Here is a 12,962-nt window from a genome sequence, read left to right on the forward strand (position 1 = left end):
TATATAAATTCAATACAAGGAGGATGCGCATGTCGCAACCAGATACAAAAAAAGGACTTTTAGAAGTATATTTGCAAGGCAATTTACTTATAAAAATACTAATAGGTCTTATTTTAGGTGCAATAGCAGGACTTGTGTTTCAAGATGCTATTGGCATAATAAGTTTTTTAAAGCCATTTGGTGATATTTTTGTAAGACTGCTTAAAATGATAATTGTTCCGGTGGTTATGGCTTCTTTAATTATAGGATGTAGCTCAATAGCTCCATCAGAGCTTGGAAAAGTTGGATTTAAAATTATAGGTTTTTATCTAGGAACATCTTTACTTGCTATTGTTATAGGGCTATTTGTTGGAACACTTATGCAACCAGGATTTGGTCTTGATATGATGGGTGTTAGTAGTGATTTAGCAAAAACTGCTGAGTCTCCAACAGTATCAGAAATTTTAGTTAATTTAGTACCAACAAACCCAATAGGTGCAATGGCAAGTGGAAACATACTTCAAATCATAACATTTAGTCTGTTTTTTGGTATAGCGCTAGCGTTTATAAAAGATAGTAAAGATGAAAAAATTAAGCAAGCTGGAGAATTAATATACAGCTTTTTTGAGGGAATAAATCAAATATTATACAAAATAATTGGCTGGATTATGCAGTATGCGCCAATAGGTGTTTTTGCTCTTATATTTGTTGTTTTTTCAACACAAGGTGGGGCTGCATTTGGTTCACTGTTTAGTGTAACTATAAGTGTCTATATGGCTCTTGTATTGCAAGTCGTTTTGGTATATTGTATAATTTGCTTTTTATTTAAGATAAATGCTTTTAAATTTTTATCAAAAGTTAGAGCTCCTATGATAACAGCTTTTGTTACAAGAAGTTCAGGCGGAACACTTCCTGTTTCTATGAAAACAGCTGAAGAGGAAATGGGTATTTCAAAAGGAATTTTTGGATTTACTCTACCAATAGGTGCAACTATGAATATGGATGGAACTACGATTTATCTTGGAGTTTGTGCTATATTTATAGCTAATGCTGTTGGTGTTCCGTTAGATTTTGCAGCTAAGTTAACTATTGTACTAACAGCTGTCTTGGCTTCAGTTGGAACAGCTGGCGTTCCTGGTGCAGGAGCTATTATGCTTTTAATGGTTCTTGAATCAGTTGGTTTAAAAGTTGAGGCTGGAAGTGCAGTTGCTGCAGCTTATGCTTTAATACTTGGAATTGATGCTCTTTTAGACATGGGCAGAACTTCTATGAATGTTGTTGGAGATATGGCCGGAACTCTTATAGTTGCTAAAAGTGAAAATGATGTGGATGAAAGTAAATGGGAATAGTTATTTATTAAATATTTGGCAGGCTAATAAGTTTATATTGTTAGTCTGCTATAAATTTTTGTTAAATTAAAAGATGATTTAAAACTATTTGTTTTTAGATTATAGCTAGCAAATTTAAATTTGCTAGCTATATTTTATATTATAAAGACTCTTTTATCTCTATTGTAGTGATTTTATCTCCAGCTCTTATGGAGTCTAAAACCTTTAATCCATCTTTATTTATAACTTGTCCAAAAACTGTGTGAACTCCGTCTAGATGAGGTTGCGGGCTATGACATACAAAAAATTGACTTCCGCCTGTATCTCTTCCTGCATGAGCCATAGAAAGAGAGCCTCTTAGGTGTTTATGTGTTTGATTGTCGCACTCACAAGCTATACTCCAACCAGGACCACCTGTTCCTGTTCCGTAAGGACAACCGCCTTGAATCACAAAATTTGGTATAACTCTATGGAAATTTAATCCATCATAAAATCCATCATTTGCTAAAGTTGCAAAGTTCATAACAGTTTGGGGCGTTTCATCTCCATATAGTTCTAAAACCATATCACCTTTGTCTGTTTTTATAATAGCAAATTTGTAACTATCTAAATTATCTGTTTTGTAAGTTTTCATATCTCTCCTTAGTATTTTATTATTCTATATTTGTATATATTTCTTGAACATCATCATCCTCTTCAAGTTTATCAAGAAGATGTTCGATGTCTTCTAATTCTTCTTCACTAAACTCTTTTGCGTCGTTTGGAATGAACTTTAAACTAGCATGCTTTAGCTCTAAACCTAACTTTTCAACTCCTTCGTTTAAAAGACCAAAGCTTTCATATTCGCCATAAAATGTTAGAGTTTTTTCCTCATTGTCCTCTGTTATCTCATTTACATCCATTTTTGTTAAACCATAATCAATCATTTCAAGCTCAACATCATCCAAATCCATTTTTGGCTTTTTAACCTCAAATACAGACATTCTTGAAAACATAAAATTAAGACTTCCATTTGGTAAAAACTCACCACCATTTTTGCCAAAAATTGCTTTAATATTTGCAACGGTTCTTGTTTGGTTATCTGTTGCACATTCAACTATAATTAAAGCACCATGAGGACCTTTTCCATCATAGTGTATAGTTTTTATATCAGCACTATCTTTTCCAGCTGCTCTTTTTATGGCAGCTTCTATATTGTCCTTTGGCATATTTTGTGCTTTTGCTGTAGCAATTGCAGTTCTAAGTTTTGGGTTCATTTCAGGATCTATTCCGCCTTCTTTGGCTGCTATTGTTATAGAGCGTCCAAGTTTTGGAAAGATTCTACTCATTTTCCCCCATCTAGCTTCTTTTGCTGCTCTTCTATATTCAAATGCTCTTCCCATAAAGTTTCCTTACTTATTTATAGATATTTCAAGTCCTAGATTATAGCAAAAAAGACTTAAAAATATAAATGTATAAATTTAAGAAAATATTAAAAAACAGTTTAATGATAAAGAGTATAATTATGGAAATAAATTCCAAGGAGAAAATCATGAAAAAGTTTAAGGTAGAGGGTATAAATTGTCAAAATTGTGCAAATTTAATTAAAAATAGCCTAGAAGATGATTTTGGAAAAATTGAGGTTAATGTTGCAGATAAAGAGGTATTAGTTGACATAAAAGATGAAGAAATTTCAAATTTCTCTAAAGAGATAAATGATTTAGGCTTTGAGTTTATTAAAGAGATAAAATAAAGAGATAAAAATGTCTAAAAAAATAAAATTAAATATAGTTGGTATGAGTTGTGTAAACTGTTCTAATGCTATTGAAAAGGCAACTAAAAAAATTGAAGGCGTTGCCGACTCAAGAGTAAGTTTTACTACAAATACTGGCGAATTTGAAGTAGATAGTGAAAATTTAAAAAATCAAATTATTCAAAAAATTGAAAAATTAGGTTTTGAAGTAGCTACTGATTATGAAGATTTACAACTTAAAAAGCAAAAAGCTCTTAAAGCTCTTAGAATTAAGCTTATTAGTGCATTTTTTTTGATGCTTGCTGTTATGATTCTTCATATGTTTATAAAACATAGTTTTATAAACTCATTTCTTCAGTTTGTTTTAACAACTATCATTGTTTTTTATTGTGGAAAAAGCTTTTTTGTCCATGCATATGGCTCTTTAAAAAATAGAAACTATGATATGAATGTGCTTATAGCCTTAGGTGTTGGATCTGCGTATCTATACTCTAGTTTTGTATTTTTGTTTCCACACTTAGTTGATAGCAAATTTAACTATGTATATTTTGAATCAGCTGCTATGATAGTATTTTTTATACTACTTGGTAAATATTTAGAAGAGAACTCTAAAGCAAAGGCTAATGATTATATAAAATCACTTTTAAATCTAGCTCCAAAAACAGCTACTCTTTTAAATAGTGATGGTACAACTAAAGATATTTTGGTAGAAAACTTAAATATAGGCGATATAGTAGTTGTAAAAAGTGGAACCAATATCCCTTGTGATGGTGTTGTTGTTAGCGGAGGAGCAGAGGTTGATACCTCAGCTTTAACAGGTGAATTTTTGCCTGTGTATAAAAAATTTGGTGATAGTGTAAATGCTGGATTTTTAAACACAAATGGTTTTATAAATATAGAAGTAACAAAAGCTAATCACGAAACGATGATAGCAAGGATTACTAAGCTTTTAAGCGAAGCAAGTGCTAAAAAAATGCCAGTGGCAAGACTTGCTGATAAAGTTGCAAATATTTTTGTTCCAATAGTTGTTGCTATAGCTATATTAACTTTTATAACTTGGGTTGTTTTTGGAAATGCTTATTATGGAGTGATGACTTCAATATCTGTTTTGGTTATATCTTGCCCTTGTGCTCTAGGGCTTGCTGTTCCAATCTCAATAGTTTGTGCTATTTCAAATTTAGCTAAAAATGGGGTTTTAGTTAGAAACCCAGAAGTTCTTGAAATACTTAGAGATACTAAAAATGTCTTTTTTGATAAAACAGGAACTTTAACAAATGGCAAAATTTCAGTATACACAACAAATTTAGATAATCAAAATTTAAAAGAGGTAGCTGAGGTTGAAATGCTTAGTGAACACCTAATATCAAAAGCGATTGTAAAATATGCAGAAGATAAAAACATAAATTTAGATAACTATAAAGGTGAGTATGAAAATATAGTTGGTATGGGAATTAAGAGCGATAATCTTTTAATAGGTAGCGAAGCATTTTTAATTAAAAACAATGTGAGTATAGATGAGAAACAGAAAAATGAGTATTTAAAGTTTTTAAAAAATGGACTTGGGACTGTTTTGGTTGCTAAAGATAGTAAATATCTAGGATATATAGTGTTAGAAGATACCATTAGAAAAAGTGCAAAAGAAAGTATACAAAAGTTAAATATTGAAGAGAAAAATACTATAATGCTTACAGGTGATAATGAAAATATCGCTAAATACATATCAAAAGAGCTTGGTATTAAAAAAGTTTACTCTGGTGTTTTGCCTGAAGAGAAATTTAATATAATTAAAGAGCATAAAAATAGCGGTAAAACTATTTTTGTTGGTGATGGTATTAATGATGTTTTATCTTTAAAAGAGGCTGATTGTGGTATAGCTATGAATAGCGGTACAGACATAGCAAAAAGCACCGGAGATATTTTGCTTATAAATAATGACTTAAGTGGAGTTATAAAACTTATAAAAATTTCAGAAAGAACAATGAATACAATAAAACAAAATCTTTTTTGGGCTTTTATATATAATATTATTTGTATTCCTATTGCAGCAGGAATTTTATACCCTATAAATGGAACTTTGCTTGAGCCTCATTTTGCAGCTTTAGCTATGAGTTTTAGCTCTGTAACTGTAGTTTTAAACTCACTTAGACTAAAATTTTATAAAGTTTAAAAAATGCTTAAAAGATAAAGATGGGCTATGTAAAGTTCATAAGCTATCTTTATCTTAAATAATTTATTTTTTATTTTTAATCAAAATTATAGAGATTTGAATTAAAAAAGATAATATTGACAAATATATTAAAAACTCATAAGTGTTAAATGGTTTGAAATAACTGGTAAATCCTATTTCCTTATTTAATAATAGAAAAATATATGAAGATATAAAACTAATTAAATTTCCTAATATTATTTTAAGTATTTTATTCTCTTTTGTACAAAATAGATATATTATAAATAGTATAAAGCCTAAATAAAGATATAAAATCCCATGTTTAAAATCACCTAGCATTCCTATATATAGATAAGGGATGGAAGATATTGCAAATAGTAATATATAATTTAGCTGTTTAATGTAATTTCCTTAGCTCAAATAGATAGAAGATAATATAAAAAATATTGTAAATAAAATTTAAATTTTATTTACAATCTATAATAATAAATTTAATATTTAATGCTAATATTCTAATATTATTTTATTTAAAGGATTTAAGAATGAAAAAAATTTTAATTTCATCTTTTGCAGCTCTTGCGCTACTAACAGGTTGTGCTAATACTACTACACAAAATGAAGCACCAGTTATGAAAGTTGAAAACGTTGAGGTTATAGAATTTCAAGCAGATCAAGACCAAAATTATAAAGCCACTTTAAAGTCAAGTGATATGTTTAATACTGCTATGTTTATGGATAGCAAGGGTAATAAATATAATCTTAAAGCTATGCCAGCTGGTAGCGGAACTATGTTAGGAAATGATGAGGGCGTATCTGTTCACTTTTCAAAAGGCGAAGGCATTATAACACTAGGAAAGGGACAAAAAGATATATTCGTATCTTATGATGAGAAAAGTATGTAATTTTTAAAAAGTGTTTTGGTAAATTTAAATTTACCAAAACATATATTATCTAATATTATCCAAATGCACTATAAACATCATCAACTAAAAAATATTTTCTATCAATTGTTCCCTTATAATGTATTTTAAAAGTTTCATCATATGCTTTTTTGAAAAAGTTTTCTTTGCTTAATTCTATAATTTTTTTATTGATAATATCAACCAATTCTTTATTTCCTTTTTGAACTGCGACCGCTATATAGTCTGGTTTACTAACATGTTTATTTGTGACTGTATATTTGTTGTCAATTACTTCTAAATTTGCCAAAGAAAATACAGTATGGAAATACCCATCTGCCTCATTGTTTTTGAGTTTTTGAAAACAATCATAAGTATTTTTGCAGTTTACTATAGTTATTGGCTCAAAAATATTTTTATTTTTTTTGATATACTCTTCTGATGTGGTTCCTGGAATCACTAATAATCTTTTATTATAAAAATCAACCACTTTTGATAAGCCAGAATCTGCTGGTGCAAGAAATCCTAACATAGTTAGCAAATAAGGTAATGAAACATCAACTAATTTTTCACGTTCTGGCGTTACAGAGAAATTTGCAATCATAATATCAGCTTCATTGTTTTGAAGCATTGGAATTCTATCTTTTGCATTAACACCTAATAAAACTATTTTCCCTTTATCTCCTACAATGCGTCTACCAATCTCTTTTGCAAGCAATACTTCAAAACCATTGTATTCACCTTGATACTCTTGAGAAAATGGTGGAAAATTTAGTCTTACACCTATTCTTATCTCACCTAAATCCTGTATCTCTTTTAAAGTTCGAGAAAATAGCATAGTTGCGACACATAATATTATGCAAAATATTTTTTTCATCTAAACCCTCCTTTGTGGTAAAATTTATGATTTAAAGAATTAATAGAATTATAATAAATAAAAAAAAAAAAACAATAGTTTTGCGTTGATTTATTGATTTAGTGCTCAGGTTTATTTAGAAGATATCACAAAAAGTTTTATTAAAAAATATGGTTATAAATAATTGTTTTTTACAATGAGAAAATTTTATAAATCCATAGTAATAAGTTTAATTTATTTTATAAGTCCTACATTTACTGTAATATATTTGTGTGATATATTTTAAAATTCATAATTTATTGGTAAAATATATAAAATTAATATTATTAAGGAACGAGTTATGGATTTTTTTAAAAAATATAAAAAACATGTAGAAGAGAGAAAATCTCTAGGAATTCCTCCACTTCCATTGGATGTAGAACAGACAAAGCAAATTTGCCAAATGTTAAAAGATGGAGATGATGAACAAGACGAACTTATAAATTTACTTGAAAATCGTGTCAATCCAGGAGTTGATGCTTCTGCTAAGATTAAAGCTGAGTTTTTAAATGAAATTTTAAATCATAATTTAGAAGTTAAAGGTATAGATAAAGCAAAAGCAATATCACTTTTAAAAACTATGCTTGGTGGATATAATGTTATAGTTTTAATATCCTGTTTAAGTAATAAAGATGAAAATGTAGCGATACTAGCTTCAAAAGCCTTAAAAGACATAATTTTTGTTCATGATTATTTTAATGATGTTGCCAATCTTAGTAAGACAAATAAATATGCAAAAGAGGTTATCAAGTCGTGGGCAAATGCTGAGTGGTTTTTAAATAAGCCTGAAATTCCAGAAAAAATAGAAGCTATAGTTTTTAAAGTTAGTGGTGAAACAAATACAGATGATTTAAGTCCAGCAAGTGAAGCTTTTACTCGTTCAGACATTCCACTTCATGCAAATGCAATGTTAGTTAGAAGGCAGCCAAATAGTTTAGAAAAGATTAAAGAGTTAAAAAAATTAAAAAAATCTTTAGTTTATGTTGGAGATGTTGTAGGAACTGGAAGTAGTAGAAAAAGTGGAATTAATTCAATTCAGTGGCATTTTGGAGAAGAGATTGCTGGGGTTCCAAATAAAAAAACAGGTGGCATCGTTATAGGCTCAAGTATAGCTCCAATTTTCTTTAATACAGCAGAAGACAGTGGAGCATTACCTATTATAGCTAATGTTGATCTGTTAGAAATGGGTGATGAGATTGAAATTTACCCATATAAAGGTGAAATTGTAAAAAATGGAGAAGTTATAAGTAAATTTAAGCTTATACCAAACACTATTTATGATGAAGTTAGAGCAGGCGGGAGAATTCCACTTATAATTGCAAAATCACTTTGTGTAAAATCAAGAGAATTTTTAGGAATGAGTGCTGAAAATATTTTTATAAAACCAGAACAGCCACCAAAAGAAAAAGACAAAGGTTATACATTAGCACAAAAAATAGTAGGAAAAGCATGTGGAATGGATGGCGTTAGAGCAGGTATGTATGTGGAGGCTCAAACCCTAACAGTTGGTTCACAAGATACGACAGGACCTATGACAAGAGATGAGATAAAAGAACTTGCAAGTTTGGGCTTTGGAGCCGATTTTGTTTTACAAAGTTTTTGTCATACTGCAGCTTATCCTAAACCAAGCGACGCTTTAATGTATAAAACATTGCCAAATTTTATAAGTCAAAGAGGAGGAGTTGCTTTAAGACCAGGAGATGGCGTAATTCATTCATGGCTTAATAGAATGGTTTTACCTGATAGTGTTGGAACGGGTGGAGATTCTCATACTAGATTTCCAATTGGTATAAGTTTTCCAGCAGGTAGTGGGCTTGTTGCTTTTGCAGCGGTTTTAGGAATTATGCCACTTAATATGCCTGAGTCTGTTTTGGTTAGATTTAAAGGCAAACTTCAACCAGGAATTACTCTTAGAGATTTAGTTAATGCTATTCCATATTATGCTATTAAACAAGGACTTTTAACAGTTAATAAAAAGAATAAAAAAAATATATTTGCAGGAAAAGTTTTGGAAATAGAAGGGCTTAATGATTTAAAAGTAGAACAGGCTTTTGAATTAAGCGATGCAAGTGCAGAAAGAAGTGCAGCAGCTTGCACTATAGCACTTGATAAAGAACCGGTTATTGAGTATATAAAATCAAATATTGTTTTATTAGAAGCTATGATAAAAGATGATTATGAAAGCAAAGAAACACTCCAAAGACGAAAAGAAAAAATGGAAAAATGGCTAGAAAATCCAACTCTTTTAAAAGCCGATAAAGATGCAGAGTATGCACAAATTATTGAAATTGATATGAATGAGATTAAAGAGCCTATTTTAGCTTGTCCAAATGATCCTGATGATGTTGCAACTTTAAGTGAAATTTTAGAAAACCCAAATAGACCGCATAAAATTGATGAAGTTTTTGTTGGAAGTTGTATGACAAACATTGGTCATTATAGAGCTTTAGGCGAGGTTTTGAGGGGTGAGGGACAAGTTCCTACAAGACTTTGGGTAGTTCCACCTACAAAAATGGATGAAAAAGAGCTTAGAGAAGAGGGGTATTACTATTTGTTTGGAGCAGCAGGAGCTAGGACAGAGGTTCCAGGATGTTCGTTATGTATGGGTAATCAAGCAAGAGTTAAAGATGGTGCTGTAGTTTTTTCAACCTCAACTAGAAATTTTGATAATAGAATGGGACTTGGGGCAAAAGTATATTTAGGAAGTTCAGAACTTGCAGCAGTTTGTGCTATACTTGGTAGAATTCCTACAAAAGATGAGTATCTAAATATAGTTCCTAAAAAACTTGCAGGAAAAGAGAGCGAAGTTTATAAATATCTAAATTTTAATGAGATAGATAATTACTCTTTTTAATATTTTATAATAGTCAAATTCAGCCATAGATTTGACTATTTTACAGTGGAGTGTTTTATGAAATTTATAATGGTTTTTTTGGTATCTTTTACATTTTTATTTTCTAATGTATGTGATGATATAAAAGATAATGTAAGCTCTTTTTTTGGTGAAGAGAATAACTATAAAAAAGTAGATAAAAATTTAAAATGTACACAGATAATGAATACTTTAAAAAACTTAAAAGATGTATCTTTGCAAATAAGAGGTGTTAATATAGATTGTGATGGTAGTTATGCTATAGTATATCAGAAAAAATTTCAATTTAAAATATTAAAAGCACTATTGGCACCAGAGATATACAAAAAAGATCTTCCTGACGCAGAAACGGCAGATGAAATAACCAATAAAAATAGAGATTATTTTAAAATTTGGTCTATAAAAAGCCTTTATAACTACAATAAATTTGCAGAATTTAACTCTCTATATCAAGTAGCTGTTCCAATGCTTGTAGATTACTATGAATATGCTTTTGGATATGATGAGGGAAGTGCTATATACTTTGCAAATAGACTTGCCAATGAGTACTTAAATGTCGCAGTAGGGAGCCATAAAGGAAATATACTAATTAGTGATTTAGATAAAAATATAATTAATAACACCTTTGATATAAATTTACTTCTTGGTTATCTTTATGAAAATCATCCTTCAAATTTGGAATTAGATAGTGCTTTAAAAACAGCGATTTTAATGAAAAGAGATAAGGAATTTGTAGATGTGTTGTTAAAATGGGGGGCAAATATAAATAGTGGATATGAGAGTGCTTTGTTTTTTGCATTAAATGATTTAAATATGGTTACTTATTTAATAAACAAAGGAGCTAATATAAATTATAAAAATTCGTTTGGAAAAACACCTTTATTTGATGCCGTAGAGCTTAACAATATAGAACTAGTCAATTTTTTGATAGATAATGGGGCTAATGTAAATTCAAAAATTATTTCAAATAATGAAAAAATGGGCATTGTTTCAACTATAGGAGATTACACTCCTTTTGGGCTTTGTGGTTTGGCACATACTTCAAAATCTCTTCTTATGCATGCAGCAAAATATTCAAATTTAGAAATTGTAAAAAAACTTATCGAGCTTGGTGCTAGGATAGATGATGTTGATGATTTGGGTTTTAATGCGGCAGATTTTGCCATTATGAATGATGATAAATCAATTCTTACATATCTACATAATATAGGGCTTAAAGAAAATATACTATTTGGAGAACATTTATGAAAAAGACAATTTTTATAACAGGAGCAACTTCTGGTTTTGGAGAAGGTATCGCTAGGATGTTTGCAAAAGAGGATTATAATTTAATTATCTTAGGAAGAAGGGAAGAAAAACTCAAAAGTTTAAAAAAAGAGTTAAGCTCTACTAAGGTTCATGAAATTTGCTTAGATATTAGAGATAAAGAAGCCGTTTTTAAAGCTGTTCAGAATTTGCCAGATGAGTTTAAGAATATTGAAATTTTAGTAAATAATGCAGGGCTTGCACTTGGACAAGACAAAGTTCAAGATGCTAAGATAGAAGACTTTGAAACTATGGTTGATACAAATATTAAAGGTTTACTGTATACAACAAAGGCAACCTTGCCGTTAATTAGTAAAAATGGATATATATTTAATATAGGCTCGATAGCGGGTAATTGGCCATATCCAGGCGGAAATGTTTATGGTGCTACAAAAGCTTTTGTGAGACAATTTAGTTTTAATCTTAGAAATGACTTAGTTGGAACCGGGATTAGAGTTACAAATATTGAGCCAGGGATTGCTAAAACAGAATTTAGTTTAGTTAGGTTTAAAGGTGATGAAGAGAAAGCAGAGTCAGTTTATGATGGAACAAAATATTTAGTAGCAGATGATATTGCTAAAATAATTCTTGAATGCTCAAAACTTCCACAACATGTAAACATAAACTCGCTTGAAGTTATGGCTACAACTCAAACATGGGCAGGATTTGCTTTTGAAAGATAAGCATTGTAAATATGTAGGCGAGTGCGGAAGTTGCACTTTGGATATGCCATATAATGAACAGATAGAGTATAAAAAAGAGATTATAAAGGACAAATTTAAAGAGTTTTACAGTGGGGAATTTGAGCTTTTTACATCACAACAAAGTGCTTATAGGATAAGGGCTGAGTTTGGGTTGTATCATGAGGGTAAAGATCTGTTTTATACTATGAATGGCATAAAACAAAGATATCTCAAAATTGATAGTTGTTCAAAGGTTGATAGTAAAATAGCAAATTTAATGCCTAAGCTTTTAAATGAATTAAAAAATAATGATCTACTTAAATTTAAGGTTTTCGGCGTTGAGTTTAACACTACAAATAGTGATATTTTAGCTATTTTGCTTTATCATAGAGATATTAATCAAATTAAAAACGAGCTTCAAAATTTAAAAGAAAAACTAAATATAAATTTGATAGCACGCTCTCGTGGTAAAAAACTTGTTTTTGGAAGTGAAATTTTAAATGAAACTTTGCAAATTAATGGTAAGAAGTATTTTTATCAATTTGAAAGCAATGCTTTTATTCAGCCAAATAGATCAGTAAATGAAAAGATAATATCTTGGGTTTTATCAAGCTTGCAAGATACAAAAGATCTTTTTGAGATGTATTGTGGCTATGGAAATTTCACAATTCCACTTAGTTTTAAGTTTGAAAATGTTTTAGCAAGTGAGATTAGTAAGAATGCTATTAAAAATGCTAAAGAAAATTGTGAAAAAAATAGTGTTAAAAATATAAGTTTTATTAGGATGTCAAGTGAAGAGATTATTAAGGCTTTTAGTGGGCAGGAATTTAATAGATTAAAAGATATAAATTTGAGTGAATATAATTTTTCTCATATTTTAGTTGATCCACCAAGAGCAGGGCTTGATGAAAGCGTAACCAAGTTCATAAAAAATTATGAAAATATAATTTATGTATCGTGCAATCCAGATACTTTATTTGAAAATTTACAAATTTTAACTAAAACTCATAAAGTTATAAAGTTTGCTATTTTTGACCAATTTCCACACACAAATCATATGGAATGCGGTGTTATTTTAAAAAAATTATAGAAAATAAGGTAT

11 protein-coding genes are annotated in these 12,962 nt (G+C 29.6%); 8 read left to right on the forward strand and 3 right to left on the reverse strand.

Features of this window, described 5'->3' with window-relative positions; translation table 11 throughout:
- Window positions 1–29: 29 nt before the first annotated feature.
- Complete coding sequence (locus CBLAS_RS03750) at window positions 30–1,328, forward strand: dicarboxylate/amino acid:cation symporter (RefSeq protein WP_106870306.1); 1,299 nt, start codon at window positions 30–32, stop codon at window positions 1,326–1,328.
- A 139-nt stretch (window positions 1,329–1,467) separates the two neighbouring features.
- Here the strand turns inward: CBLAS_RS03750 and CBLAS_RS03755 are convergent, their stop codons facing one another.
- Together CBLAS_RS03755 and CBLAS_RS03760 are read right to left on the reverse strand one after the other, a co-directional pair.
- Window positions 1,468–1,941, reverse strand: coding sequence for a peptidylprolyl isomerase (locus tag CBLAS_RS03755; RefSeq protein ID WP_106870308.1), 474 nt, complete (start codon window positions 1,939–1,941; stop codon window positions 1,468–1,470).
- Window positions 1,942–1,960: 19 nt separating this feature from the next.
- Window positions 1,961–2,689, reverse strand: coding sequence for a YebC/PmpR family DNA-binding transcriptional regulator (locus tag CBLAS_RS03760; RefSeq protein WP_106870310.1), 729 nt, complete (start codon window positions 2,687–2,689; stop codon window positions 1,961–1,963).
- 149 nt (window positions 2,690–2,838) lie between these two features.
- On the opposite strand from CBLAS_RS03760, the gene CBLAS_RS03765 reads away from it, so the two are divergent.
- The 3 genes from CBLAS_RS03765 to CBLAS_RS03775 all read left to right on the forward strand — a co-directional run bounded on the left by CBLAS_RS03765 (window position 2,839) and on the right by CBLAS_RS03775 (window position 6,108).
- The gene (locus tag CBLAS_RS03765; protein WP_106870312.1) at window positions 2,839–3,039 is read left to right on the forward strand and encodes a heavy-metal-associated domain-containing protein; all 201 of its coding nucleotides are present in this window, start codon (window positions 2,839–2,841) and stop codon (window positions 3,037–3,039) included.
- Window positions 3,040–3,049: 10 nt separating this feature from the next.
- Window positions 3,050–5,206: a heavy metal translocating P-type ATPase gene (locus CBLAS_RS03770; protein WP_106870315.1), complete on the forward strand. Its 2,157-nt coding sequence runs from the start codon at window positions 3,050–3,052 to the stop codon at window positions 5,204–5,206.
- Window positions 5,207–5,748: 542 nt separating this feature from the next.
- Window positions 5,749–6,108, forward strand: coding sequence for a hydrogenase 4 subunit B (locus tag CBLAS_RS03775; protein WP_106870317.1), 360 nt, complete (start codon window positions 5,749–5,751; stop codon window positions 6,106–6,108).
- Between the two features lie 55 nt (window positions 6,109–6,163).
- On the opposite strand, the gene CBLAS_RS03780 is transcribed toward CBLAS_RS03775, so the two are convergent.
- On the reverse strand, window positions 6,164–6,982 hold the full coding sequence (locus tag CBLAS_RS03780; RefSeq protein WP_106870319.1) for a transporter substrate-binding domain-containing protein: 819 nt from the start codon (window positions 6,980–6,982) through the stop codon (window positions 6,164–6,166).
- 319 nt (window positions 6,983–7,301) lie between these two features.
- On the opposite strand from CBLAS_RS03780, the gene CBLAS_RS03785 reads away from it, so the two are divergent.
- Genes CBLAS_RS03785 through trmA form a run of 4 tightly spaced genes read left to right on the forward strand, consistent with a single transcriptional unit; the run spans window position 7,302 to window position 12,950 of the window.
- The gene (locus tag CBLAS_RS03785) at window positions 7,302–9,854 is read left to right on the forward strand and encodes a bifunctional aconitate hydratase 2/2-methylisocitrate dehydratase (protein ID WP_106870321.1); all 2,553 of its coding nucleotides are present in this window, start codon (window positions 7,302–7,304) and stop codon (window positions 9,852–9,854) included.
- 57 nt (window positions 9,855–9,911) lie between these two features.
- Window positions 9,912–11,120, forward strand: a complete 1,209-nt coding sequence (locus tag CBLAS_RS03790) for an ankyrin repeat domain-containing protein (protein ID WP_106870323.1) — start codon at window positions 9,912–9,914, stop codon at window positions 11,118–11,120.
- Window positions 11,117–11,860, forward strand: coding sequence for an SDR family oxidoreductase (locus tag CBLAS_RS03795; protein ID WP_106870325.1), 744 nt, complete (start codon window positions 11,117–11,119; stop codon window positions 11,858–11,860). Before CBLAS_RS03790 ends, CBLAS_RS03795 begins: the two co-directional genes overlap by 4 nt.
- Window positions 11,850–12,950: a tRNA (uridine(54)-C5)-methyltransferase TrmA gene (gene trmA / locus CBLAS_RS03800; protein WP_106870327.1), complete on the forward strand. Its 1,101-nt coding sequence runs from the start codon at window positions 11,850–11,852 to the stop codon at window positions 12,948–12,950. The genes CBLAS_RS03795 and trmA overlap by 11 nt, the downstream gene beginning before the upstream one ends.
- Window positions 12,951–12,962 lie beyond the last annotated feature (12 nt).

Origin of the sequence: Campylobacter blaseri (assembly GCF_013201895.1) — a bacterium.
In the GTDB taxonomy this organism is placed as follows: Bacteria; Campylobacterota; Campylobacteria; order Campylobacterales; family Campylobacteraceae; genus Campylobacter_B; species Campylobacter_B blaseri.

Bases quoted from the DNA above. Each gene is read 5' to 3' on its own strand.
- CBLAS_RS03750 (WP_106870306.1), top strand. From the start codon at position 30: ATGTCGCAACCAGATACAAAAAAAGGACTTTTAGAAGTATATTTGCAA.
- CBLAS_RS03755 (WP_106870308.1), bottom strand. From the start codon at position 1,941: ATGAAAACTTACAAAACAGATAATTTAGATAGTTACAAATTTGCTATT.
- CBLAS_RS03760 (WP_106870310.1), bottom strand. From the start codon at position 2,689: ATGGGAAGAGCATTTGAATATAGAAGAGCAGCAAAAGAAGCTAGATGG.
- CBLAS_RS03765 (WP_106870312.1), top strand. From the start codon at position 2,839: ATGAAAAAGTTTAAGGTAGAGGGTATAAATTGTCAAAATTGTGCAAAT.
- CBLAS_RS03770 (WP_106870315.1), top strand. From the start codon at position 3,050: ATGTCTAAAAAAATAAAATTAAATATAGTTGGTATGAGTTGTGTAAAC.
- CBLAS_RS03775 (WP_106870317.1), top strand. From the start codon at position 5,749: ATGAAAAAAATTTTAATTTCATCTTTTGCAGCTCTTGCGCTACTAACA.
- CBLAS_RS03780 (WP_106870319.1), bottom strand. From the start codon at position 6,982: ATGAAAAAAATATTTTGCATAATATTATGTGTCGCAACTATGCTATTT.
- CBLAS_RS03785 (WP_106870321.1), top strand. From the start codon at position 7,302: ATGGATTTTTTTAAAAAATATAAAAAACATGTAGAAGAGAGAAAATCT.
- CBLAS_RS03790 (WP_106870323.1), top strand. From the start codon at position 9,912: ATGAAATTTATAATGGTTTTTTTGGTATCTTTTACATTTTTATTTTCT.
- CBLAS_RS03795 (WP_106870325.1), top strand. From the start codon at position 11,117: ATGAAAAAGACAATTTTTATAACAGGAGCAACTTCTGGTTTTGGAGAA.